The organism is Streptomyces longisporoflavus (genome assembly GCF_014649775.1).
Taxonomy (GTDB): domain Bacteria; phylum Actinomycetota; class Actinomycetes; order Streptomycetales; family Streptomycetaceae; genus Streptomyces; species Streptomyces longisporoflavus.
In genome coordinates, this window is the sequence record NZ_BMTR01000012.1 from 128,189 (window position 1) to 151,256 (window position 23,068).

The following is a 23,068-nucleotide window of genomic DNA, read 5'->3' on the forward strand; positions in this document are numbered from 1 at the left end:
GGTGGAGCCGTTCTCGGGGTCGCTCCGCCCTCCTGCCGAGCGCACACCGGCCCACCTGCCGGGATGTCCGCCACCCCTGCCCCCGGGGACCACCGGGTGAGAAGGTGACCGGGAGCAACTAGATGCAGGGGGAAGGAATCTCGGTGAACGCGGACGGCATACCTTCGGGCTCGCACGACGTGCCTTCGGGCTCGCCCGGCACACCTTCGGGCTCGCCCGACGGACGGCGCCGCGGCCCCGTCGTCGCCGCCCTCATGCTCGCCATGGCGCTCGCCGCCCTGGACTCCACGATCGTCTCGACCGCCATCCCGCAGATCGTCGGCGACCTCGGCGGCTTCTCCGTCTTCTCCTGGCTGTTCTCCGGCTATCTGCTCGCCGTCACCGTCACCCTGCCCATCTACGGCAAGCTCTCCGACACCTTCGGCCGCAAGCCCGTCCTCATCGCGGGCAGCGTCCTCTTCCTGATCGGCTCGGCCCTGTGCGCCGTGGCCTGGAACATGTGGGCCCTCATCGCCTTCCGCGTCGTCCAGGGCCTGGGCGGCGGCGCGCTCCAGGGGACGGTGCAGACCCTGGCCGCCGACCTCTACCCGCTCAAGGAACGCCCCAAGATCCAGGCCAAGTTGTCCACCGTGTGGGCGACCTCGTCCGTCGCGGGCCCGGCGCTCGGCGGGCTGATCGCCGCGTACGCCGACTGGCGCTGGATCTTCCTGATCAACCTGCCCATCGGCGCGGTGGCCCTGTGGCTGATCGTGCGCCACCTGCACGAGCCGGAACGCGAGTCGGTCACGCGGGGGCCCGTCGACTGGGCGGGCGCGCTCACCGTCTTCGCCTGCGGCGGCATCCTGCTCACTGCGCTCGTGCAGGGCGGCGTCGCCTGGGGCTGGCTTTCGGCGCGGTCGCTGGCGCTGTTCGGGGGCGGGCTGCTCCTCGCGGCGGCCGTCGTGGTCATCGAGCGGCGCGCGGCGGAGCCGATCATCCCCGGCTGGGTCTGGCGCCGGCGCACCATCGCGGCGGTCAACCTCGCACTCGGCGCGCTCGGCCTGCTGATGGTCGCCCCGACGGTCTTCCTGCCGACGTACGCCCAGTCCGTGCTGGGGCTCGCGCCGATCGCCGCCGGATTCGTGCTCTCCGTGATGACGCTGAGCTGGCCGGTCTCCGCCGCCCTGAGCCAGCACGTCTACCGCAGGCTCGGCTTCCGCGACACGGCGCTCATCGGCATCGGCGCGGCGGCGCTCTTCCTCTTCGCGTTCCCCTTCCTGCCCTATCCGGGGCAGGCCTGGCAGCCGGCGCTGATCATGCTGCTTCTCGGCGCGGCACTCGGCCTCTTCCAACTCCCGCTGATCGTCGGGGTGCAGTCCACCGTCGGCTGGTCCGAACGCGGCACGGCCACCGCGTCCGTCCTCTTCTGCCGCCAGATAGGCCAGACCCTGGGCGCCGCCCTCTTCGGCGCGGTCGCCAACGGGGTCCTCACCTCGCGGCTCGGCGGCGCGGGCTCGCTCGACTCGGTGGCCCGCGCACTGGAGAACCCGGCCTCGGTCGCCGACCCCGAACGCCTGCGCCGCGCGGTCGACTCGGCGGTCGACACGGTGTACGTGGGGGCGGGTTGCGCGGCGGTGCTCGCACTCCTCGTACTGGCGTTCCTGGCCCCGCGGCGCTTTCCGGTAATCGGTGCGCAGAACCCGGAGAACGAGGCGGCGAAGGCCCCGGAGAGCAGCAAGAACACCGAACGGGCCGGGCGCGAGAACCCCCTGAACAGGCCGGCCGAATAAACCGACCACCCAGTATGCGCAAAACCCTACGCGGCTCTACTACTTACAAGTAACGTGCTCGATTCTCACCGCTCGCTCCCTGCGGTCCCGCACCGGACCGACGCCGCGCAAGGAGAACCGGGATGACCTACCCTCACCAGCCCCAACACCCCGACCGCTCGCAACAACCCGGCCGCCCCCGGGAACCACGCCACTCCCGCGAACCGCACCACCCCCACCACGCCTACCACCCCCACCTCCCCCCGCACGACTCCTCCCCCTCCTACCCCACCTATCCCTGGCAGCCCGTCGCACCAACCCCTCCCCCGCCGCGCCCCAGGCTCCCCCGCCACCCCGCACTCGGCCGCCACAGCGACCTGCGCCATCTGCGCAGCGCCTACCGCTGGCAGCGCCGCGTCGCCACCCTCACCGCGCTCGGCTACTTCACGCTCTTCCTGGTCCTCTCCGCCTTCGCCCCGGCCCTCATGACGGACCCGGTCTCCGGCGGCCTGACCACCGGCCTGCTCCTTGGCCTGTGCCAGGTCCCCGTCACCCTCATCGCCATAGCGCTGTACGAGTTCACGGCCCGCCGCAGGGTCGACCCGCTGGCCGAACGGCTTCGCAAACTGGCGGAGTTGGAGGCCAACCGATGATCCCCGACTCCACTCCGCCGCTTCCCGGCGTCACGCTGGCCGCAGACTCGGCGCAGGCCATGTCCCTGGTGGCGTTCACCGCCGTCGTCACGCTCACGCTGCTCCTGTGCGTCATGACGGGCCCAGACCGCGACAATCTCGGCGAGTTCTACGCGGGTTACGGTGCTCTGTCGCCGATGCGCAACGGCCTGGCCATCGCGGGCGACTACATCTCGGCGGCGACCGTACTCGGCACCGGCGGCATCATCGCGCTCCTCGGGTACGACGGAGTGGTCCTCGCCCTGAGCACCGCCCTGTCCCTGATGCTCCTGATGTTCCTGCTCGCCGAACCCCTGCGCAACGCGGGCCGGTTCACCATGGGCGACGTACTGGCACGCCGGATGCCGGGCCGTGCCGTACGGATCACCGCGTGTGCGGCGACGCTGGCCGCGCTGATCCCGCTCATGCTGGTGCAGCTCGCGGGCGCGGGTGACCTCCTCTCCTTCATCCTCGGCTTCTCCGGCGAAGGCGTGAAGACGGGCTGCCTCGTCGCACTCGGCGCGCTCATGATCAGCTACGCGGCGATCGGCGGCATGAAGGGCACGGCCCTCATCCAGATCCTGAAGATCGTGATGCTGCTCGGCTCCGGAGCGGTCATCGCCGCGCTCGTCCTGCACCGCTTCGACTGGGACGTCGGCGCGCTCCTGGCCGCCGCCCAGAAGGGCAGCGGCGCCGGCCCGGCGTTCCTCCGGTCCGGACTCCAGTTCGCCGGGAGCCCCAACCCCGGCCTGGACATGATCAGTTCAGAACTGACCGTCGTACTCGGCGGCGCGTGCCTGCCGCACGTCACGATGCGGATGTACACGGCGCGCGACGCGCGTGAGATACGCCGTTCCATGTCGTGGGCGGTGTCCTCGGTGGCACTCTTCGTCCTCATCATCGCGATCGTCGGCTTCGGCGCGACGGCGATGGTCGGTCGGGCGGCGATCGCCGGGGCGGACCCGCAGGGCAACACGGCGTACCTGATCGGCTCGAAGGCGGTATTCGGGTCCACACCGTCGACAACGGAAACCCTGGTCTTCACGACGGTCACCACGGCGATCTTCCTGACCCTGCTCGCCTCGGTCGCCGGCATGATCCTCGCCTGCGCCAACTCCCTGGCCCACGACGTCTTCGCCCACCTGAGCCTGCGCAAGGAGCTGACGCCGCGCCGCGAGATGACACTGGCCCGCGTCTCGGCGCTGGCCGTGGGAGGCGTGGCGATCGTCCTGGCGGTCCTGGTACAGCACCACAACCTGCAACCGCTGGTCACCCTCTCCTTCTGCCTGGGCGCATCGGCACTCGCCCCGGCCCTGGTCTACAGCCTCTTCTGGCGCCGCTACACCCGCAGGGGCCTCCTGTGGACCCTGATCGGCGGCACCGTCGGCTCCGTCATCCTCATGACGGGCACGAACCTGGTCTCGGGCGCCCCCACCTCGGCCTTCCCGAACCACGACTTCAACTGGTTCCCCTTCACCACCACAGGCATCGCCTCCATCCCCCTCGGCTTCCTCCTGGGCTGGCTGGGCACGGTGTCCTCGGGCCCGAGGGAGTCGGAGAAACAACGCAGGCGGTACGAGGCGGTGGAGGGCCGGATTCTGGCGGGGGTGACGAGGAGGTAGAGCGGCGTTCCTACGGAAAGATCTGGACGCGGAGTAATGGGTGGGTGGGCGGGAAAAAATCGCCGCGAAGCGGCGGCCCGAAACCCAGCTCAGCCAGCCGCAGGCTAAGGCGCACCCTCAGCCGCCGCCCGCCCGGTCAACGCCGCGAGACTGCTCCGCACATGGTCCATATGGGCCCGCACCACATCCCACTCCTCTCCGTGCTCCCGCAGCATCCGCTCGGTGTCCCGGGCAATGCCCTCCTCCCGCGCCACCGCCGCGGCGACCAGCTCCGCGCCCCGCGCCTCCGCGTCCTCCTGCCCGTGCCGGGCGGACTCCTCCGCCTCGGCAAGGACCCGCTTCGCTTCGGCGAGGCCCGCCTCGGCCTCGGCCACCAGCGAAGCCTCCCGCGCCTCCGCCTCCGCGACCCGCGCCGCGATCTCCCGCTCGGCCGCCTCCCAGCGCTCGGCCTGCTCCTTCTCCTGATCCTCCAGGAGCGCGGCGCTGCGCTCCCGCATCTCACGCAGCGCCGCAAGAGCCTCGCCGCGCCACTCCTTCACGTCACGGCGGGCCCCGATCCGCGACTCGTCCGCCGCGGCACGGCAGGCGAGCAGCCGCTGCCGGGCCCGCTCGTCGGCCTCCTCGAGGATCTCCTCGGCGTACGCACGAGCGGCCTCACGGAGCTTCTGCGACTCCGCGTCCGCGGCCTCCGCCATACGCTGCACGTCGGCCTCGGCCTCCTCCCGCACGGCGGCGGCCTCCGCCTCGCCGAGGGCCAGGATCTGCTGCGCGCGCTCGCCCAGCGTCTCGTACGTCTGCGGGGCGAGCCGTGAGACGACGTCCCGCAGCCGTTCCGCCTCCGCCTCCATCTCCTTGAGGAGGACGGTGAGCCGGGCGGCACGCTCCCACGCGCCGTCGCGGTCCTCGGACAGTTCGAAGGCGTACGCGTCCACCTGATCGGGGTGGTAGCCGCGCCCGCGCACGGTGACGAAACCGTGCTCCGACGCCGTTGCACCGCTGCTCATCGTTGAATCCCTCCTCCGACGCACCACGCGCGTACTACGCGATTGGCGCACATCTTGATGGATCAAGCTGAAGCGCTCATAACGCGACACTCCGCGCATCTCATCCGCTCAAGGATGCTCCATTTGCCACCAGAAGTCGGAATCCGGGGGGTGCGGCGGCCCAGAAAACGCGAGAGGCGCCCGACCCCGCACGGGGTCGAGCGCCTCGTTCCGCACGGCACGGGGCTACAACAGGCCGTCCCACATCTGCTCGAGCAGCACCGACCACCAGCTCTCCGGCGACGCGAGCGCCGCCGGGTCGAGTGCCGCCAGCTGGCTCTGGAAATCGACCGTCCAGCGGCCCGCCTGCTCCTGGTTGAGCCCGAAGCGCAGCCGCCACATGCGGCCGAGCAGCGCCAGGCAGCGCGCGAACTCCGGCAGCCCCGTATTCACGAACTGCGGCGGCACCGGAGCACCGCCGGGACCCGCCTCCACCGGCACGGCGACGATGTTCGCCGTGCCGTACTGGACGCAGATCGCCCGGCCGAAGTCACTGCCCATCACGAGATACGAACCCGCGTCCGACGCCGGCTGCACCCCGCGCTCCTGCGCCGTCTCGGCGAGCGTCGGCACCGGGCGCCCCGGCTGGGCCTGCGCCCAGAAGAACGGACCGAAGTCGACGGGCAGACCTGCCACCACGAGCGTGTGCGCCACGAGGTCGGGCACGCCCTGCCGGGAGACCGCCCGCTGGTCGAAGCGGAAGATGCCGGGCCCGAACGCGCCCACCAGCTCCTGCGCCACGCCCTCCGGCGGAATCGGCGGCGCGGGCTGCACCTGCGGCAGCGGCGCACGCACCGGCGCGGGGCGCGCCGGGCCGTCCGCGACCTGGTGCAGCTCGGCCTGGTGCGCGATGAGCTGCTGCATGCCGCCCTGCCGGGACGCGTGATCCCTGCCGTACGGGGCGATGCTCGTGATGCGCGCCTGCGGCCAGGTCTCACGGATCATGCGGGCGCAGTACGCGCCGGGCAGCTCGCAGGACTCCAGCTCCGTGTGGAGTTCGAGCACCTGCTGCGGCGGCACGTTCATGCCGCGCAGCTCGTGCAGGATCTGCCACTCCGGGTGCGGCGTACCGGGCGCCGAGCGGCGGATGAGCTGCTGCTCGGAGCCGTCCTGCGCGCGATAGCGAAGTACGGCCTGGTAGCCGGGGCCGACGGTCGGCTGACCGGTGGGCGGCTGCGGATAGCCGTACGGCTGACCGGGCACGGGACCGCCCGGCGCGGGCGGCGGCATGCCGGGAGCACCGGGGGCGCCGGGAGCCTGCGGCGGCATGGGCGCGCCGGGCCCGCCGACCGCGGGACCGGCCAGCATGGTCGCGGCGTGATGCACGCCGCCGCCGGGAGCACCGGGAGCACCGGGAGCACCGGGCGGCTGCGGGGCACCCGGAGCGCCGGGCGGGCCGGGAGGCTGCGGGGCACCCGGAGCACCCGGCGGCTTGATCCCGCCGGGGCCGCCCAGACTCGGGTCGGCCAGCATCGTCGCGGCATGGTGCACGCCACCGGGAGGCGTACCCGGAGCACCGGGCGGACCGGGAGGCTGCGGAGCGCCGGGCGGGCCGGGAGGCTGAGGCGCGCCCGGAGCGCCCGGCGGCTTGATCCCGCCGGGGCCGCCCAGGCTCGGGTCGGCCAGCATCGTCGCCGCGTGGTGGACACCGCCGCCGGGGGGCGGGGTGCTGCCGGGCGGGTTCGGCGCACCGGGAGGCCGCGGCGCGTCCGGAGCCGCGGGCGGCTGAGGTCCGTCGGGGCCGAGCGCCGAGACGAGCTGCGTCGGTACGTAACCGCCCGCCGGGTTGCCCGGAGCGCCGGGACCGGACGGCGGCGGCGTACTCCCCGCGGCACCGGCGCCGGGAACCCCCGGCGCACCGGGAGGCGGCGGCGTACCCGCACCGCCGCCGCGGGCACCGCGCGGCGGAGCCTGCGCCTTGCTGGTCGCGGCGTCGGCGATGTCCCCCGCGCCGGGGGGCACCGCGCCGGGACCCTGCGGGTAGCCGTACGCGGCCGGGTCCGGAGCGCTCACGCCGGGCGGCGGCGGCATGTTCACCGCGGCACCCGCGGGCGGCGGGGGAAGGTTCGGCCCCGGAGCCGTCGGAGCGGCCGGGGGCTGCGCGCCGGGCCCCTGCGGATAGCCGTACGCGGACGCATCGGGAGCACCGGCGCCCGGCGGCGGCTGGTTCGGGCCGTCGATCGCGGGCGCGACCGTCGTCGACGGAAGCCCGCTGCCGCCGTGCATCAGCGCGGTCTTGGCCTCCGGCGCCACCCCGGGCGGCGGAGTGTCGTCATCGTCGCCGCCGACCAGCGGCGGCGCGAACACCGTCGCGGGCGCCTGCACCGAACGGTCGTCGCCGGTATCGGCGTTGGTGTCCGTACCGGCCCACGGCGTGGCCGCGGCGGGCGCGCTCGACCCCCCGGCCGCAGGCCACGGCGTACCGCCACCGGGCGCTTCGGGAGCGGCGGGGGCGGGTGCCGCAGGGGCAGAAGGTACGGAGGGCGAGGGGCTCGCGGCATGCGCACCCGACGCCGAACCGCCGTACCCCGCAACCCCGTCGGACGCACCCGGCACCGCAGACGCGGCGGGCGCGGATGGCGCGGATGGCCCGGATGGCGCGGCAGGCGCGGCAGGCGCAGACGGCGCACCCGACGCCGAACCGCCAGACCCCGCACCCCCGTCGACCGCACCCGGCACCGCAGACGCGGCGGGCGCGGCAGGCGCAGACGGCGCATCCGAAGCCGCAGCACTCGCCGGCCCCGCCCCGCTCGCCGGCCCCGCCGCACTCGACGACCCCGCCCTGCGATCCGGAATGCCCAGCTTGTCCGCCGCCTCCTGGAGCCACTCCGGAGGGCTCAACAGGAACGACGTCTGATTCAGGTCCACTCGCTCCGGCGGGGGCGGCGCCGCGTCCTCCGGCGCCGCGTCCGGGAGGCCGTACTCCTCCTCGTACCGGCGGATCACCTCACCGACCGGCAGGCCCGGCCAGAGCGTGGCCTCACCGCTGTCCCGTGCGATCACAAGGCGCTGACGGCCGCCGTCGGACACCGGACCGTTCTCCCGGTCCTCCGCCCACACGACGAAACCGAGCTCGAACTCCCGTACCCGCACCTCACGGTGCTGGTAGCCGGGCACGTCGGCGTTGATCCACTCCTCGGCGCGCTCCTGCGCCTGCGCGAAGGTCACCATCGACAAGTCACTCCCCCACCGGGACGGCGCGCGCGAAGCCGCCGTCCACCATCAGGTTCGCCACGGTCTCCAACTCCGGCGGATTGCCCGCGAGACGGGACAAGAACGCGTCGAAGTCGTCACCGCACGGCAGCAGCAGCCGCTCCACCCGCTCCGCGGGCGCCCAGGCGGCCGTCTCCGAGACGTCCCGCGCGTCGTCGTACGCGCAGAACCACACCGACCCGATCCGGTCACCCTTGACCTTCACCGCGAGGATGCCGCCCTGCACGAAACCGACTCCCAGGTAGTCCTTGGTGAGATGGTCCCGCAGGCATTTGTTCACGTACACCAGGTCGTTGACCGCGGCCTCGTCCCGCACCGTGAAGAACGGCTGGTCGATCAGGAGACCCAGCTCCGCGTCGAGCGCCGTGCCCACCGGAGCGCAGCCGCCCGCCGCCTTCAGGAACGAGCGGTAGGCGCCGGGCAGCCGGTAGCCCAGCTCCTCCTCGGCACCGAGGACGTCCTGCTCGCTCACCGCGACCGCCGACTTCGGCAGCGCCAGATGCGCGGGCCGCGTCTCCTGGAGCGGGCGCGTACCCCTCTTGTTCTGGTCCACCGGCGTCGTCGCGAGCCCGCCGTGATGCCGCAGGAGCGCCTTCACCTCCACCGGGACCAGCTCAAGACGGCGACTGCCGGGCACGTGGTGCCAGGTCCAGCCGTGCGGGGTCGCCACCGGCGGGATCGTGTCCCACAGGTCGTGGTCCGCCGCGGCCATCGCCGCGTTCGCGGAGACGTAGTCCGTCAGGCGCAGCTCGTCGACCCCGAAACCCTCCGGAGGCTCGGCGATCTCGGCGGCCGCACGCGCGTAGGCCGAGAAGTCGGGATAGCCGTGCTCATCGACGCGCACACCCCTGGGATGGCGCGTGGCCCGGACCGGATCCGGGAAGTGCACGACCTGCCCGGCGTAGGCCGCGTTCGGCGGCGCGGCTTGCTGCCCCAGCCGACCTGTCGTCATGGCGGTTGCCCCCTGCGGCACTGTTAATGGTTCTGCGGATCACTGTGCGTGGATTCGCTGTGCGTGGATTCGCTGTTTCGCTGTGCGTCAATTCGATGTGCGTGGTTGTGCGTACTTCGTCCTGCGTTCCGCTGACCGCGGACGTCAACAGCCTATGCGCAAGGACGACACCGGTCACCGGGCCTCCGGTTCCATGACCAGCAGCCACCGGACCGTCACCGTACGACGAAAGCCAGGCGTGTCGCGGTGCCCCAGCTTCCGCACCACCCGCCCCATTTGGCAGGCTGTCACCGCAACGCGGGGGCGTGGCACACGCGGTCACAGCCGCGAGTTGCGGGGAGGGAAGCACCACCATGCACACGGCACAGACAGGTACGACCGGCTGCCCGGCGGCCACGACGGCACCCTCGGGGCCCTCGGGGCCCTCGGCGAGCGCCGGGCACCCGGCCGGCGCGGGCGACCCGCGCGTCGGCTGGAGCGACGCCTCGGCGCACGCGCCCGTACTGCGCCAGCGCCGCGACGGGATACTTCCCACCGTCGCCGCCGCGCTCTCCGTCCGCGGCGCGACCCTCACCTGTACAGCGGGCCGCGGCGAAGAGCCGCCGGCCCTGCATCCGCTCGTACAGGACTTCCTCGACACCCTCACGAGCGGCCAGCGCGAACGCTTCACCGGGCGGTGCGCCGAAGCCATCCTCATCTCACGCCACCTCACGGCGGCCGACGGCAGCCGCTCGAAACGCGCGGCACGAAAACCGATGACCAACGGCGAAGCCCGCAAGGCCCTCAAGCACGCCAAGCTCACCACCCGCCGCATCCGCGAGGACGGCGACCCCCTGCACGGCGGCTTCGCCCGCCCCTGCCGCTCCTGCACCGCCCTCGCAGCGCACTTCGGCGTACGGATCGTGGAACCCACGACACCGGAATCCTGACCCCACACCGAGCGGCGGACCACACCGAGCCGCGAACCACAACGAGGGCCCATGCACACGGAACAGCAGCAGCACACCGAGCACCCCGCGCCCCAGACGGCCGCGTCGCCACGCTTCCCCGTCCCCGTCGACGCCGCCCTGCGCGCCGCCGGCTGGACCCCCGGACGCTGGGACATAAAGCAGGCCGAGATCTGGGCCGACGTCCTGCGCCGCCACACCTCACCGGCCGGACACCAGCACGCCGTCTTCCCCGCCGCCGTCGAGGCGTGGGCCGAGTTCGGCGGACTGCACATCACGCCGCAGGGCCCCGGCCGGCACATAGCGCCCGCCACCGTGCACCTGGACCCCCTGTACGGCCTCCACCTGGCCCGCACCCTCGGGGACCTGGGCCGCGCCCTCGACACCGAGGTCTGCCCCATAGGAGAGGAGACGGAGACCCAGGCGCTCCTCGCCATCGACGCGGAAGGCCGCGTCTACAGCCTCGACCACAGCGGCGACTGGTACCTCGGCTCCCACATCGACGAGGCCCTCGCCACCCTGGCATCAGGCACCCAGCCGGAACGCCTCAGGACAGGCTGAGCGCCCGACTGGGGCACGCCCCCAAAAACCCCGCTCACGCCCCAGCCACAACAGCCGCCGCCGGCAGCACCGCCGACACCCGGAAACCGCCCGCGTCCGTCGGGCCCGACACGAACACCCCGCCCAGCGCGGTGACCCGCTCCTTCATGCCCACCAGGCCGTTGCCCCCACTGGGCAACCGGGCGTCCCCGGGTCCCGCCTCGGGCGGCGGTTCGTTCTCCACCTGCATCGCGATCTCCGCACCGCGATGAGCCAGGCGGACATACGTCTTGGCGCCCGCGGCGTGCTTGTGCACGTTCGTCAGCGCCTCCTGGACCACGCGGTACGCGGTCTGCTCCACGTCCGCCGCGTACGCACGGGACTCGCCCTCCACGGACAGCGCCACCGCCATCCCCGCCGCACGGGACTGCCCCACCAGCTCGTCGAGCTCCGCGAGGGACGGCCCGTCCTCGTCCACCGCACGCGAGGCGGCAGCCGCGGCGGCGAACCCCACGGCGGCAAGCGGCATCACATCGGAGACCGACCCGTGCCGGCCGCCCGCCGCGGGCGTCGGCTCCCCGGTACGCAGCACACCGAGCATCTCGCGCAGCTCCGTCAGCGCCTGCCGCCCCATGTCCCCGACCAGAGCGGCGTTCTTGACGGCCTTCTCCGGATCTTTCCGGGCCACGGCCTGCAAGGCGGCCGCGTGCACGACCATCAGGCTCACCCGATGAGCGACGACATCGTGCATCTCCCGCGCGATCCGGGTCCGCTCCTCGTTACGCGCCCACTCGGCCCGCTCCTCGGCCCGCTCGGCAAGGAGCTGCAACTCGCGCTCCAGGCTGTCGGCGCGCTCCCGCAGACTCTCCATGAGCCGCCGCCGGGCCCCCACGTACAGCCCGAGCAGGATCGGCGGCGCGGTGAGGCCGATCGAGGTGGTGATCGCGATGAACGGTATGAACCCCTCGGCGAACCCCAGATCCCCGCTCTCCATGTCCTGCCGCGTCCGCACCAGCGTGACGATGAGCGTCCCGAGCAGAGACATCCCGGCGAGCGAACCGATGATCCGCCGGGGCAGCTCGGAGGCGGCGAGCGTGTAGAGCCCGACGACGGTGAGGAACATCCCCATCTGAGCCGGTGTGATCGCGATCGAGATCAGCACGACGGCGATGGGCCAACGCCGCCGCAGTACGAGCGACGAACCCGCAAGCGCCCCGAACGCGACCCCCACCCCCGTGGGAATCCCCGTGTCCCCCGCGAACGTGATTCCCTCGGCCGCGCACTCCGCCGCCGAGGCGAGCGCAAGCCCCACGTCCAGCACGGCACTACGCCGCCGCTCCCACCACCACGGCCCTGTCACGGCCGCGCTGTGGCTCTCCCCCGTCGTGGTCATACCTCCCAGCCTACGGGCGCGAAGCCCTCCTTTTCCGGCGAGTTTCCGGCTCAGTGATCGAACGCACGCGCTGTTCGAGGCGAACCGAAACGGCCGGAATTCCCACGAACTGTTGAACCGCTCTCGCTCTCCAGCCGGACGCCCGCATTCCGGACAAGGCTCACCGCATGACAGAAATCACGAGCAAATACGCCGACTTTGAGGAACTGCGGGAACAGGCGGTCGCGCTGCGGCGGGAGGGACTGAGCCGCCGCCAGATCCGCGACCGGCTGCACGTCGACAACAACGACATCCTCAACCGCCTCCTGGAGGGCGAGCCGCCCCCGGAGTGGACAAAGCGCCCGAACGCGAAGGACGACCTCCGGGATCGGGCACGAGAGCTGCGGCTCCAGGGCATGACCTATGACCAGATCCAGGTGGAGCTGGGGTGCTCGAAGGGTTCGATCTCGATCTGGGTTCGGGATCTGCCGAAGCCGGAGCGACGGCGCACCCGCGAAGAGGCTTCAGCAATCGCCAGGCGCGGCTGGGCGGGCACCATGCAGCGACGCGAGGAGGAGCGTCAGCGGATCAAGGAGACGGCGACCGGCGAGATCGGCGCCCTTTCCGACCGCGAGCTGTTTCTGGTGGGCGTCGGCCTCTACTGGGCGGAAGGCGCCAAAGCCAAGTCCCATCGCCCGCAAGAGAGGGTCGACTTCATCAACAGCGATCCGCACATGATCAAGGTCTACCTGGCATGGCTCCGACTTCTGGGCGTCGACTCCGAACGCCTGCGGTTCCATGTGGCGATCCACGAATCGGCCGACGTGCCCGACGCCGAGCGGTTCTGGGCCGATCTCGTCGGGGCAGCTCCCTCGGCGTTCGGCAAGACCACGCTCAAGAAGCACAATCCCAAGACCAATCGCAAGAACGTGGGCGAGGACTACCGAGGATGCCTTCTGGTGCGAGTTCAGCAAGGAGCCGACCTCTACCGTCGCATTGAAGGCTGGTGGTACGGCATAGTGTTGTCCGCGCAGCAATCCGATAGGCTAAATCGGACATAGGGCGCAGACTATCCCGGGTCGTCTAATGGCAGGACAAATGGTTTTGGTCCATTGAATGAGGGTTCGATTCCTTCCCCGGGAGCAACGCAGATCGGGTCCTGACCGCAAGGTCAGGACCCGCCCTCATTTCCGCCCCACAACGCCCCGGTATCCTGCGGATGTCCAATCCCCGCACATCCGAAGCCGAAGGGCACCCCCGTGAGCGCCAACAGCCCGGCAGCCGTCGTCGTCCTTGCAGCGGGTGAGGGCACCCGCATGAAGTCGGCCACCCCCAAGGTCCTGCATGAGATCTGCGGGCGTTCTCTCATCGGGCACGTGCTCGAAGCCGCGTACGCGCTCAGCCCCGAGCGGCTCGTCACCGTCGTCGGCTTCGCCCGCGAGAAGGTCGTCGCGCACCTCGGGACCATCGCCCCGAACGTGCGCACGGCGTACCAGAGCGAGCAGAAAGGCACCGGGCACGCGGTCCGTATCGGCCTGGAGGAGCTCGGCGGCGCCGTGGACGGCACCGTCATCGTCGTCTGCGGCGACACCCCGCTGCTGACGGGCGCGACCCTGCGCAAGCTGGCCGAGACGCACACGGGTGACGGCAACGCCGTCACCGTGCTGACCGCCGAGGTCCCGGACGCGACCGGCTACGGACGGATCGTGCGGGACGGCGAGAGCGGCGCGGTGACGGCGATCGTGGAGCACAAGGACGCCACGGAGACGCAGCGCGCGATCCGTGAGATCAACTCCGGGGTTTTCGCGTTCGACGGGCAGCTGCTGGCGCAGGCGCTCGGCAAGGTGCGTACGGACAACAGTCAGGGCGAGGAGTACCTGACCGATGTTCTGGGGATCCTGCGAGAAGCGGGGCATCGCGTCGGGGCGGCAGTCACCGGTGATCACGAGGAGATCGCGGGGATCAACAACCGCGTCCAACTGGCCGAGGCCCGCCGCACCTTGAACGACCGCCTCCTCACCGAGGCGATGCTGGCCGGTGTCACGGTCGTGGATCCGGCGTCGACGTGGATCGACGCGACGGTGACGTACGAGCAGGACGCGCTGGTGCACCCCGGCACGCAGCTGCACGGCGCCACGCATCTCGGTGAGGGCGCCGAGGTGGGGCCGAACACCCGGCTGACGAACACGAGGGTCGGCGCTGGTGCGCGGGTGGACAACACGGTCGCGTATGACTCGGAGGTCGGGGAGCAGGCGAGCGTGGGTCCGTTCGCCTATCTGCGGCCGGGTACCCGGCTCGGTCTGAAGGCGAAGGCCGGCACGTTCGTGGAGATGAAGAACTCGAAGATCGGCGAGGGCACGAAGGTTCCGCATCTTTCGTACGTGGGTGACGCGACGATCGGTGATTTCACCAACATCGGTGCCGCGAGTGTCTTCGTGAATTACGACGGTGAGGCCAAGCACCACACGACGGTGGGGTCGCACTGCAAGACGGGTTCGGACAACATGTTTGTGGCTCCTGTCACGGTCGGGGACGGCGCTTACACGGCGGCGGGTTCGGTCATCACGAAGGATGTTCCGGCCGGTTCGCTGGCTGTGGCCCGTGGCCAGCAAAGGAATATCGAGGGTTGGGTGGCGCGCAAGCGTCCCGGCAGCGCGGCCGCGAGGGCGGCGGAGGCGTCGTCCGGGGAGCCCGGGAAGTCGGCCGGCGGAAGCTGACCGGAAACAGGTGCGTCGTACACGGCGTACCGTGATAGATGCACACCATTTCGGCCGGCTCGGCGCTGCGGACTGCAATTTTCCGGGGCGTGCGGGGACGGCAGCGGGAAGAACTCGTCTGAGGAGACTAGTGCTGTGACCGGGATCAAGACGACCGGCGAGAAGAAGTTGATGCTCTTCTCCGGCCGCGCCCACCCCGAGTTGGCCGAGGAGGTCGCACACAAGCTGGGTGTCGGCATCGTGCCGACGAAGGCTTTCGATTTCGCCAACGGCGAGATCTATGTGCGGTATCAGGAGTCGGCTCGTGGGGCGGACTGCTTCTTGATCCAGAGCCACACGGCTCCGATCAATAAGTGGATCATGGAGCAGTTGATCATGATCGACGCGCTGAAGCGTGCGTCGGCCCGCTCCATCACCGTGATCGTGCCGTTCTACGGCTACGCGCGCCAGGACAAGAAGCACCGCGGCCGTGAGCCGATCTCGGCCCGTCTGGTGGCGGACCTGATGAAGACCGCGGGTGCGGACCGCATCCTCACGGTCGACCTGCACACGGACCAGATCCAGGGCTTCTTCGACGGCCCGGTCGACCACCTCTTCGCCCTGCCGATCCTCGCGGACTACGTGGGCGCGAAGGTCGACCGCTCGAAGCTCACCGTGGTCTCCCCGGACGCCGGCCGCGTGCGTGTCGCCGACCGCTGGTGCGACCGTCTGGGCGCCCCGCTTGCCATCGTGCACAAGCGCCGTGACAAGGACGTCGCCAATCAGGTCACCGTCCACGAGGTCGTGGGTGAGGTCGAGGGCCGCGTCTGCGTCCTGGTCGACGACATGATCGACACCGGTGGCACGATCTGCGCCGCCGCCGACGCGCTGTTCGCGCACGGTGCGGAGGACGTCATCGTGACGGCGACGCACGGCGTGCTCTCCGGTCCGGCCGCGGACCGTCTGAAGAACTCCAAGGTGAGCGAGTTCGTGTTCACGGACACGCTGCCCGACCCGGGCGACCTGGAGCTCGACAAGATCACGGTGCTCTCGATCGCGCCGACCATCGCGAACGCGGTGCGTGAGGTCTTCGAGGACGGTTCGGTGACGAGCCTCTTCGACGAGCAGGCGTAATCGTCGTAGATTGATCGACTTTGAGGCGGCCTCCCCCGCCGGGTAGACTCACGGAGTTGCTCGGCGAGGGAGGCCGTACTCATTGCGGTACGGCGGTCCGTTATCGACGCGCTCTTCGTAGCAGGCCAGTAAGTCGTGGCCGGGTGACCGACTCTGTTCCGTCACCGCTCATACGAGGAGTGCACATGTCCGAGGTGAAGATCACCGCCGAGGTCCGCAGCGAGTTCGGCAAGGGTGCTGCCCGCCGTCTGCGTCGCGCCGACAAGCTTCCCGCCGTCGTCTACGGCCACGGTGCCGACCCGATCCACATCACGCTGCCGCACCACGGCACCCTGATGGCGCTCAAGACCCCGAACGTCCTGATCAACCTGGACATCGACGGCAAGAGCCAGCTGGTCATCCCCAAGGCCGTCCAGCGTGACGCCGTGCGCATCGGCATCCTGGAGCACGTCGACCTGCTCCTCGTCCGCAAGGGCGAGAAGGTCAACGTCGATGTCTACGTCCACACCGAGGGCGAGCTCGCCCCCGGCGGCAACCTGCTCGAGCACGTCCTGAACGCGCTGCCCGTCGAGGCCGAGGCCACGCACATCCCGGAGTCGGTCACCGTCTCCATCGCCGGTCTCGAGGCCGGTGCGACCGTCCTCGCCAAGGACATCACGCTGCCCACGGGCACGACCCTTGCCGTCGACGAGGACACCGTCGTCCTGCAGGTCCTGGCCGCGCAGGCCGAGGAGGCCGCCGCGGACACCGAGGGTGAGGGCGAGGGCGCCGAGGCCTGAGCCTCGACCGCTACCGTCCGGGCTTCACCGGGCTCGACTCCGGGCCCGCCGGGCTCGACTCTGCCGACCGCCGCTCCGCGCTCCCGCACGGGGCGGCGGTCGGGCTATGAAGGAGACATGCAGATGACGACGGACCCCAGTGCGCCCTGGCTGATCGTGGGTCTGGGCAATCCGGGCCCCGGGTACGCCATGAACCGGCACAACGTGGGCTTCATGGTGGCCGATCTCCTCGCGGAGCGGATCGGCGGCTCGTTCAAGCGGAGCGGGCGTGCGCAGGCGCAGGTCCTGGAGGGCCGGATCGGTCCGGCGGGTCCGTCGAGCCGCCGGGTGGTCCTGGCGAAGCCGATGTCGTACATGAACGTGTCGGGCGGCCCGGTGACGGCGCTGCGCGATTTCTACAAGGTGCCGACGGCGAACATCGTGGCCGTGCACGACGAGCTGGACATCGACTACGGCGCGCTGCGGCTGAAGCTGGGCGGCGGCGACAACGGCCACAACGGTCTGAAGTCGATGACGAAGGCGATGGGGCCGGACTACCACCGGGTGCGGTTCGGGATCGGGCGTCCGCCGGGGCGGATGCAGGTGGCGGACTTCGTCCTGAAGGATTTCGCGTCGGCGGAGCGCAAGGAGCTCGGCTACTTCGTGGACCGGGCGGCGGATGCGGCGGAGGCTTTGGTGATCGAGGGGTTGGAGCGGGCGCAGAGCTCGTACAACTCGTGAGTTCCTTCGGCGTTGAACGAGGCTGTTGACTGAGCGCATCCCCATGGCCAAGGATCGCCGCCATGAACGCGCTGCTTCTCGTACGCCGGACAGCGATGGGCGCGGTCGCGGCGCTGCTGATCGCCGCGGGCGTCTGGGCGTCCTGGGGCACGGCGCAGCACGTCATGCTCTCCGACGACCGTGAGCGGGGCACGATGCGGGTGACGCGGTGCTCGTCCGACACGTGCGTCGGTTCGTACGTCCCTTCCACCGAGGGCTTCGAGCCGCGCGACCGGGTCGTGATCGACCGCTCGATCGCGGAGGAGAAGGGGGTGCGGGTGCCGGTGGCGGTGAAGCCCGGTACTTCCGAGGTGGTGCGTACGGGCGGGCCCGGTTTCCTGCACGCGTGGCTGCCGCTGGGCGGTGCGTTGCTCCTGTCGGCGGTGGTGGTGGCCGGCGGGCTGCGTCTTCCCCGCACGGCGTGGACCCTGGCCCTGGCGGGCGGCGCCCTCCTGACGGCGTCCTTCGCCACGCTGGCGTTCTGACCGGGGGCCCTGTCTGGCCGGGGGCCCTGTCTGGCCGGGGGCCGCGCCGCGCTTGACGCCCCGAACAGGCGCAAACAGGCCCGCCGCTTCGCGGCGGATCTTTCCCGCCCACCCACCCATTACCCCGAGTCATCGGGTGGGCGGGTGGGAGACATCCGCCGCGAAGCGGCGGGACAGGAACCAGGAGCACCCCCGCAGACGCCCCGCCGCGCGCGAAGCGGCGGCACAGCCCCCCGGCGAAGGCGCCCCGCCAGAGCAAGGCGCCCCCGCCAGAAAAAATCAGCCGGTGTTGCGCAGCCCCGCCGCCACACCGTTGACGGTGAGGAGCAGCGCGCGGCCGAGGAGCGGGTCCGGCTCCTCGCCCGCCGCCGCCGCGTCACGCTGGCGCTTGAGGAGGGCGACCTGGAGGTACGAGATCGGGTCCAGGTACGCGTCGCGGATGCCGAAGGTCTGCTGCAGTTCGGGGTTGTTGCCGAGCAGCTCGGTGCCGCCGGTGATCCGCAGGACTTCCTGCACCGTAAGGGCGTGCTCCGCCTCGATGACGTCGAACACGTGCTTGAGCTCGTCGGGGACGAGCGTGTCCACGTAGTGGCGGGCGATCCGCAGGTCCGTCTTGGCGAGGGTCATCTCGACGTTCGACAGGAAGTTGCGGAAGAAGTGCCAGTGCTCCTGCATCTCGCCGAGGACGGTGTCCAGACCGGCCTCGCGCAGCGCCTTGAGGCCCGAGCCGACGCCGAACCAGCCCGGCACGATCTGCCGTGACTGGGTCCAGCCGAACACCCACGGGATGGCGCGCAGGCCGTCGAGCGAGACGCCCGAGCCGGGGCGGCGCGAGGGGCGCGAGCCCAGGTGGAGCTCGGCGAGCTGGTCCACCGGCGTCGACGCGAGGAAGTACGAGGGCAGGTCCGGGTCCTCGACGAGCTTGCGGTAGGCGGTGTGAGCGGCTTCGCTCACCACGTCCATGGCGGCGTCCCAGCGGGCGAGGGCCTCGTCGGACTGGCGCGGCGCCGTGTGCAGGGCGGAGGCCTGCAGCGTCGCCGCGACGGTCAGTTCCAGGTTCTCGCGGGCCAGCGACGGCACGAGGTACTTGTCGGAGATGACCTCGCCCTGCTCGGTCACCTTGATCTCGCCCTCAAGGGTTCCCCACGGCTGCGCGAGGATCGCGTCGTGCGAGGGGCCGCCGCCGCGGCCGACGGTGCCGCCGCGGCCGTGGAAGAGGCGCAGGCGCACCCCGTACCGGTGCGCGACGTCACGGAGCCTGCGCTGGGCGCGGTGGATCTCCCACTGCGAGGTGGTGATGCCGCCGAACTTGGAGGAGTCGGAGTAGCCGAGCATGACCTCCTGGACGTCGCCGCGCAGCGCCACGAGGCGGCGGTACGAGGGGTCGGCGAGCATCTCGTCGAGGATGACGTCGGCGGCGCGCAGCTCGTCGGTGGTCTCCAGGAGCGGCACGATGCCGATCTTCGCCCAGCCGGCGTGCAGGTCGATGAGTCCGGCCTCGCGGGCGAGGACGGCCGCGGCGAAGACGTCGTCGGCGCCCTGGCACATGGAGATGATGTAGGACTCGATGACCTCGGGTCCGAAGACCTCAAGGGCCTTCTTGACGGTGAGGAAAACCCCGAGGGTCTTCTCGCCCGCGGCGTCGAGCGGCGCCGGCTGCGGCCCGAGCGGCCTGCGCGAACGCAGCTCCTTGGCGAGGAGCTTCTGCCGGTACTCGCGCGGCATGTCCACGTAGCGCCAGGACTCCTCGCCCAGGCGGTCGAAGAGCTGGCCGAGCGCGTGGTGGTGGGCGTCGGCGTGTTCCCGTACGTCCATGGTGGCGAGCTGGAGGCCGAACGCGGCGAGCGTACGGATGGTGCGGTTCATCCGGCCGTCGGCGAACAGGGCGCCCTTGTGCTCGCGCAGCGAGGTCTGGACGAGGGTGAGGTCGTGCAGGAGTTCGCCGGTGCCGAGGTAGTCGCGGCCGTCCTCGTGGGCGGTGCCGCGGGCCAGGCGCTCCTTGGTGTTCTCCAGCTTCTGCCGGATGCAGGTGGCCTTGAGGCGGTAGGGCTCCTCGGAGTTCAGCCGCTTGTAGCGGGGGCTGATCTCGGGCAGCCGCTCCAGGTCGAGCTGGAGGGAGGCCTTGAGCTCCTCGGTGGCTCCGGTGTAGCGGATGGAGTTGGAGAGGAAGCCGCGCAGCTCGTCGATGAGGGCCAGGGCGTCGTTGATGCCGTGCTCGTGCTGGAGGATCAGGACGTCCCAGGTGACGGCGGGCGTCACGTTCGGGTTGCCGTCGCGGTCACCGCCGATCCAGGTGCCGAAGGTGAGCGGCCGGGTGCCCTCGGGGAGCTGGACGCCGACCCGCTCCAGCTCGGCGGTGAGGTCCTCCAGTACGTCGCCGACGGCGCCGGCGTGCAGCTCGTCCAGGTAGTAGATGGCGTTGCGGGCCTCGTCCGCGGGTTCCGGACGGACGACGCGCAGCTCGTCGGTCTGCCACACGAGGTCGATGCTCTCGGCCAGGCGGGTGTCGTGGCGGCGCCGGTCGGACTCGATGACCGGGGTCTCCAGGAGCTCGGCGATGCGGCGCAGCTTGTTGAGGACGGAGCGGCGGGCGGCCTCGGTGGGGTGCGCGGTGAAGACGGGGCGCACGTTCAGGTGCTCCACGGTCTGGCGCAGGTGCTCGGGGTCCGCGTCCTTGAGCCGGTCGGCGGTACGGGTGAGGAGGCCGCCCTCGGCGGCACGCCGGGCGCGCAGCTCGCGCCCGCGGTGGACCTGCTCGGTCACGTTGGCCAGGTGGAAGTACGTGGAGAAGGCGCGGACCAGCTTGGCCGCGGTCTCCAGTTCGGTGCCACCGAGGAGGCGTGCGGCGGCCTCGCCGTCCTCGCGCGTCAGGCGGCGGACCTTCTCGACCAGTTCGAGGAGCTCGGGGCCCTCCTGACGTACGAGGGTCTCGCCCAGCAGGTCGCCGAGGCGGCGGATGTCGGCGCGCAGCTCGGTGCTGGCTGTGGTGGTCTGGTCGTCGGCACTGCTCACAGGTGCGGCTCCTTGCAGTGTTGAAGCACGTCAGGTCTGGGAGGGGGTCCCCGGCCGGATATGAATCCGCGTTCCGGGGGAAAAAGAGAGCGGACCGCGCTGTCCGACCGATTCCAAGGATAGGTGTCACATCGCGGCACGGACTCGCAGCCTCTTGCCGCCGGGTTCCGCGCTGCCATACTTACGACGCCGTAGGTTACGGGACCGTAGCCAACGCGGGACCCGTGACCATGTGCCCGCCGCACTCGCGTCGTGACCCTCAACCCTCGACCCCACAGGGGACGTGCCCATGCCGACATCTTCCGATGCGTATTCCGACACCGATGTGATCGAAGACGCTTCGCGACCGACCACCGACACCGCCGCCTCGTCCGCCGCCCCTTCCGCGACGCTGGGCGGTGAGCAGAAGCGGTCGGTGGAGCAGATCGCGCTGCTCGCGTTCATCACCGTGCCGTTCCTCGCTCTGGTCGCGGCGGTGCCGCTGGCCTGGGAGTGGGGGGTGAGCTGGCTTGACCTCGGCCTGCTCGTGTTCATGTACTACCTGGGCTGTCACGGCATCACGATCGGCTTCCACCGCTATTTCACGCACGGTTCCTTCAAGGCGAAGCGTCCGCTGCGGATCGCGCTCGCCGTGGCGGGGTCGATGGCCGTGGAGGGGCCGCTGGTCCGCTGGGTGGCGGATCACCGCAAGCATCACAAGTTCTCGGACGCGGAGGGCGACCCGCATTCGCCGTGGCGCTTCGGCGAGACGGTTCCGGCGCTGATGAAGGGCCTGTGGTGGGCGCACATCGGCTGGATGTTCGACGAGGAGCAGACGTCGCAGGAGAAGTACGCGCCGGATCTGATCAAGGACCCGGCGCTGCGCGCGATCTCCCGCCAGTTCCTGCTCTGGACGATCGTGTCGCTCGCGATTCCTCCGCTGGTGGGCGGTCTGGTGACGATGTCGTGGTGGGGCGCCTTCACGGCGTTCTTCTGGGGTTCCCTGGTCCGGGTGGCCCTGCTGCACCACGTCACGTGGTCGATCAACTCGATCTGCCACGCGGTGGGCAAGCGCCCCTTCAAGTCGCGTGACCGTTCGGGCAACGTGTGGTGGCTGGCGGTCCTGTCCTGCGGCGAGTCCTGGCACAACCTCCACCACGCCGATCCGACGTCGGCGCGGCACGGTGTGCTGCGGGGCCAGGTCGACTCGTCGGCGCGGATCATCCGCTGGTGCGAGCAGCTGGGCTGGGCGACGGACGTGCGCTGGCCGTCGGAGTCTCGTATCGACTCCCGCCGTCGTATCGACTCCCGCCGGAAGCCGAAGACCGTCGGTTCGGCATGATTGACGACGTGGCGACCGACTCCAGTAATCCCAGTCCTTCCGGCAGCAAAGAGAAGCAGCCCCGGCGTGCGCGCCGGACGCGGATGACGGGTGCCGAGCGCCGGGAGCAGCTCCTTGACATCGGCCGCACGCTTTTCGCCGCCAAGGGCTTCGAAGGCACGTCGGTGGAGGAGATCGCGGCCAAGGCCGGCGTCTCCAAGCCCGTGGTGTACGAGCACTTCGGCGGCAAGGAGGGGTTGTACGCGGTGGTGGTGGACCGCGAGATGCGGGCGCTGCTCGACGGTGTGACGGGGGCCCTTACGGCGGGCCATCCGCGCGAACTCCTCGAACAGGCGGCGTTCGCGCTCCTCGACTACATCGAGACGTATACGGACGGCTTCCGCATCCTGGTCCGCGATTCGCCGGTGGCGCAGTCGACGGGCACGTTCGCTTCGTTGATCTCCGACATCGCGACGCAGGTGGAGGACATCCTGGGTCAGGAGTTCAAGACGCGGGGCTTCGACCAGAAACTGGCCCCGCTGTACGCGCAGGCGCTGGTCGGCATGGTCGCGCTGACGGGCCAGTGGTGGCTGGACGCGCGCAAGCCGAAGAAGGCGGAGGTGGCGGCGCATCTGGTGAATCTGGCGTGGCACGGCCTGGACGGCCTCGAACCGAAGCCGCGCCTGATAGGCCACCGCAAGAGTTGACGTGGGCTCTGGCCTTGGGCGAAGTGCCGGGGGCTGGCCCCTGGCCTGGGCGGAGTGCTTTGGTGCCGCTGCCTGCGGGGCTGACCCT

18 protein-coding genes and 1 tRNA gene are annotated in these 23,068 nt (G+C 71.0%); 14 read left to right on the plus strand and 5 right to left on the minus strand.

Annotation, left to right across the window (positions count from 1 at the left end):
* Window positions 1-122: 122 nt before the first annotated feature.
* The 3 genes from IE226_RS24565 to IE226_RS24575 all read left to right on the plus strand — a co-directional run bounded on the left by IE226_RS24565 (window position 123) and on the right by IE226_RS24575 (window position 4,041).
* Window positions 123-1,769, plus strand: a complete 1,647-nt coding sequence (locus IE226_RS24565) for an MFS transporter (RefSeq protein WP_190083516.1) — start codon at window positions 123-125, stop codon at window positions 1,767-1,769.
* A gap of 122 nt (window positions 1,770-1,891) precedes the next feature.
* Window positions 1,892-2,401: a DUF485 domain-containing protein gene (locus IE226_RS24570; protein WP_190083517.1), complete on the plus strand. Its 510-nt coding sequence runs from the start codon at window positions 1,892-1,894 to the stop codon at window positions 2,399-2,401.
* Complete coding sequence (locus IE226_RS24575) at window positions 2,398-4,041, plus strand: sodium/solute symporter (RefSeq protein WP_190083518.1); 1,644 nt, start codon at window positions 2,398-2,400, stop codon at window positions 4,039-4,041. The genes IE226_RS24570 and IE226_RS24575 overlap by 4 nt, the downstream gene beginning before the upstream one ends.
* Before the next feature lie 104 nt (window positions 4,042-4,145).
* Here the strand turns inward: IE226_RS24575 and IE226_RS24580 are convergent, their stop codons facing one another.
* The 3 genes from IE226_RS24580 to IE226_RS24590 form a co-directional block, all read right to left on the minus strand.
* Window positions 4,146-5,045 carry a coiled-coil domain-containing protein gene (locus IE226_RS24580; protein WP_190083519.1) on the minus strand — a complete coding sequence of 300 codons (900 nt, stop codon included), beginning with the start codon at window positions 5,043-5,045 and terminating at the stop codon, window positions 4,146-4,148.
* A 225-nt stretch (window positions 5,046-5,270) separates the two neighbouring features.
* Entirely contained in the window at window positions 5,271-8,255 is a 2,985-nt protein-coding gene (locus tag IE226_RS24585) for an SUKH-4 family immunity protein (RefSeq protein ID WP_190083520.1), read from the minus strand.
* Between the two features lie 7 nt (window positions 8,256-8,262).
* Window positions 8,263-9,249, minus strand: coding sequence for an SMI1/KNR4 family protein (locus tag IE226_RS24590; RefSeq protein ID WP_190083521.1), 987 nt, complete (start codon window positions 9,247-9,249; stop codon window positions 8,263-8,265).
* Between the two features lie 353 nt (window positions 9,250-9,602).
* Between IE226_RS24590 and IE226_RS24595 the strand changes: the two genes are divergently transcribed.
* Together IE226_RS24595 and IE226_RS24600 are read left to right on the plus strand one after the other, a co-directional pair.
* Window positions 9,603-10,178: a YwqJ-related putative deaminase gene (locus tag IE226_RS24595; protein ID WP_190083522.1), complete on the plus strand. Its 576-nt coding sequence runs from the start codon at window positions 9,603-9,605 to the stop codon at window positions 10,176-10,178.
* A 51-nt stretch (window positions 10,179-10,229) separates the two neighbouring features.
* The gene (locus IE226_RS24600) at window positions 10,230-10,757 is read left to right on the plus strand and encodes an SUKH-3 domain-containing protein (protein WP_190083523.1); all 528 of its coding nucleotides are present in this window, start codon (window positions 10,230-10,232) and stop codon (window positions 10,755-10,757) included.
* Between the two features lie 34 nt (window positions 10,758-10,791).
* On the opposite strand, the gene IE226_RS24605 is transcribed toward IE226_RS24600, so the two are convergent.
* Window positions 10,792-12,129: a sensor histidine kinase gene (locus IE226_RS24605; RefSeq protein ID WP_190083524.1), complete on the minus strand. Its 1,338-nt coding sequence runs from the start codon at window positions 12,127-12,129 to the stop codon at window positions 10,792-10,794.
* 167 nt (window positions 12,130-12,296) lie between these two features.
* On the opposite strand from IE226_RS24605, the gene IE226_RS24610 reads away from it, so the two are divergent.
* The 7 genes from IE226_RS24610 (at window position 12,297) to IE226_RS24640 (ending at window position 17,961) form a co-directional block, all read left to right on the plus strand.
* Window positions 12,297-13,169: a hypothetical protein gene (locus IE226_RS24610; RefSeq protein ID WP_190083525.1), complete on the plus strand. Its 873-nt coding sequence runs from the start codon at window positions 12,297-12,299 to the stop codon at window positions 13,167-13,169.
* 11 nt (window positions 13,170-13,180) lie between these two features.
* Window positions 13,181-13,251: transfer RNA gene (locus IE226_RS24615), tRNA-Gln, on the plus strand.
* A 116-nt stretch (window positions 13,252-13,367) separates the two neighbouring features.
* Entirely contained in the window at window positions 13,368-14,825 is a 1,458-nt protein-coding gene (gene glmU / locus IE226_RS24620) for a bifunctional UDP-N-acetylglucosamine diphosphorylase/glucosamine-1-phosphate N-acetyltransferase GlmU (protein WP_190083526.1), read from the plus strand.
* Window positions 14,826-14,960: 135 nt separating this feature from the next.
* A complete protein-coding gene (locus IE226_RS24625; protein WP_190083527.1) occupies window positions 14,961-15,938 on the plus strand; it encodes a ribose-phosphate diphosphokinase in 978 nt (325 codons plus the stop codon).
* Window positions 15,939-16,123: 185 nt separating this feature from the next.
* The gene (locus IE226_RS24630) at window positions 16,124-16,717 is read left to right on the plus strand and encodes a 50S ribosomal protein L25/general stress protein Ctc (protein ID WP_190083528.1); all 594 of its coding nucleotides are present in this window, start codon (window positions 16,124-16,126) and stop codon (window positions 16,715-16,717) included.
* Window positions 16,718-16,834: 117 nt separating this feature from the next.
* Window positions 16,835-17,437, plus strand: coding sequence for an aminoacyl-tRNA hydrolase (pth, locus tag IE226_RS24635; RefSeq protein WP_190083529.1), 603 nt, complete (start codon window positions 16,835-16,837; stop codon window positions 17,435-17,437).
* A gap of 62 nt (window positions 17,438-17,499) precedes the next feature.
* Window positions 17,500-17,961, plus strand: a complete 462-nt coding sequence (locus tag IE226_RS24640) for a hypothetical protein (RefSeq protein WP_190083530.1) — start codon at window positions 17,500-17,502, stop codon at window positions 17,959-17,961.
* A gap of 279 nt (window positions 17,962-18,240) precedes the next feature.
* Here IE226_RS24640 and ppc read toward each other — a convergent pair whose 3' ends face one another.
* Window positions 18,241-20,973: a phosphoenolpyruvate carboxylase gene (ppc, locus tag IE226_RS24645; RefSeq protein WP_190083531.1), complete on the minus strand. Its 2,733-nt coding sequence runs from the start codon at window positions 20,971-20,973 to the stop codon at window positions 18,241-18,243.
* Window positions 20,974-21,262: 289 nt separating this feature from the next.
* On the opposite strand from ppc, the gene IE226_RS24650 reads away from it, so the two are divergent.
* Window positions 21,263-22,294: an acyl-CoA desaturase gene (locus IE226_RS24650; protein ID WP_190083532.1), complete on the plus strand. Its 1,032-nt coding sequence runs from the start codon at window positions 21,263-21,265 to the stop codon at window positions 22,292-22,294.
* Window positions 22,291-22,980, plus strand: a complete 690-nt coding sequence (locus IE226_RS24655) for a TetR/AcrR family transcriptional regulator (protein ID WP_190083533.1) — start codon at window positions 22,291-22,293, stop codon at window positions 22,978-22,980. The genes IE226_RS24650 and IE226_RS24655 overlap by 4 nt, the downstream gene beginning before the upstream one ends.
* Window positions 22,981-23,068: the final 88 nt, after the last annotated feature.

Coding starts and splice junctions, on each gene's coding strand:
- IE226_RS24565 (WP_190083516.1), top strand. CDS start 123: ATGCAGGGGGAAGGAATCTCGGTGAACGCGGACGGCATACCTTCGGGC.
- IE226_RS24570 (WP_190083517.1), top strand. CDS start 1,892: ATGACCTACCCTCACCAGCCCCAACACCCCGACCGCTCGCAACAACCC.
- IE226_RS24575 (WP_190083518.1), top strand. CDS start 2,398: ATGATCCCCGACTCCACTCCGCCGCTTCCCGGCGTCACGCTGGCCGCA.
- IE226_RS24580 (WP_190083519.1), bottom strand. CDS start 5,045: ATGAGCAGCGGTGCAACGGCGTCGGAGCACGGTTTCGTCACCGTGCGC.
- IE226_RS24585 (WP_190083520.1), bottom strand. CDS start 8,255: ATGGTGACCTTCGCGCAGGCGCAGGAGCGCGCCGAGGAGTGGATCAAC.
- IE226_RS24590 (WP_190083521.1), bottom strand. CDS start 9,249: ATGACGACAGGTCGGCTGGGGCAGCAAGCCGCGCCGCCGAACGCGGCC.
- IE226_RS24595 (WP_190083522.1), top strand. CDS start 9,603: ATGCACACGGCACAGACAGGTACGACCGGCTGCCCGGCGGCCACGACG.
- IE226_RS24600 (WP_190083523.1), top strand. CDS start 10,230: ATGCACACGGAACAGCAGCAGCACACCGAGCACCCCGCGCCCCAGACG.
- IE226_RS24605 (WP_190083524.1), bottom strand. CDS start 12,129: ATGACCACGACGGGGGAGAGCCACAGCGCGGCCGTGACAGGGCCGTGG.
- IE226_RS24610 (WP_190083525.1), top strand. CDS start 12,297: ATGACAGAAATCACGAGCAAATACGCCGACTTTGAGGAACTGCGGGAA.
- IE226_RS24630 (WP_190083528.1), top strand. CDS start 16,124: ATGTCCGAGGTGAAGATCACCGCCGAGGTCCGCAGCGAGTTCGGCAAG.
- pth (WP_190083529.1), top strand. CDS start 16,835: ATGCAGATGACGACGGACCCCAGTGCGCCCTGGCTGATCGTGGGTCTG.
- IE226_RS24640 (WP_190083530.1), top strand. CDS start 17,500: ATGAACGCGCTGCTTCTCGTACGCCGGACAGCGATGGGCGCGGTCGCG.
- IE226_RS24650 (WP_190083532.1), top strand. CDS start 21,263: ATGCCGACATCTTCCGATGCGTATTCCGACACCGATGTGATCGAAGAC.
- IE226_RS24655 (WP_190083533.1), top strand. CDS start 22,291: ATGATTGACGACGTGGCGACCGACTCCAGTAATCCCAGTCCTTCCGGC.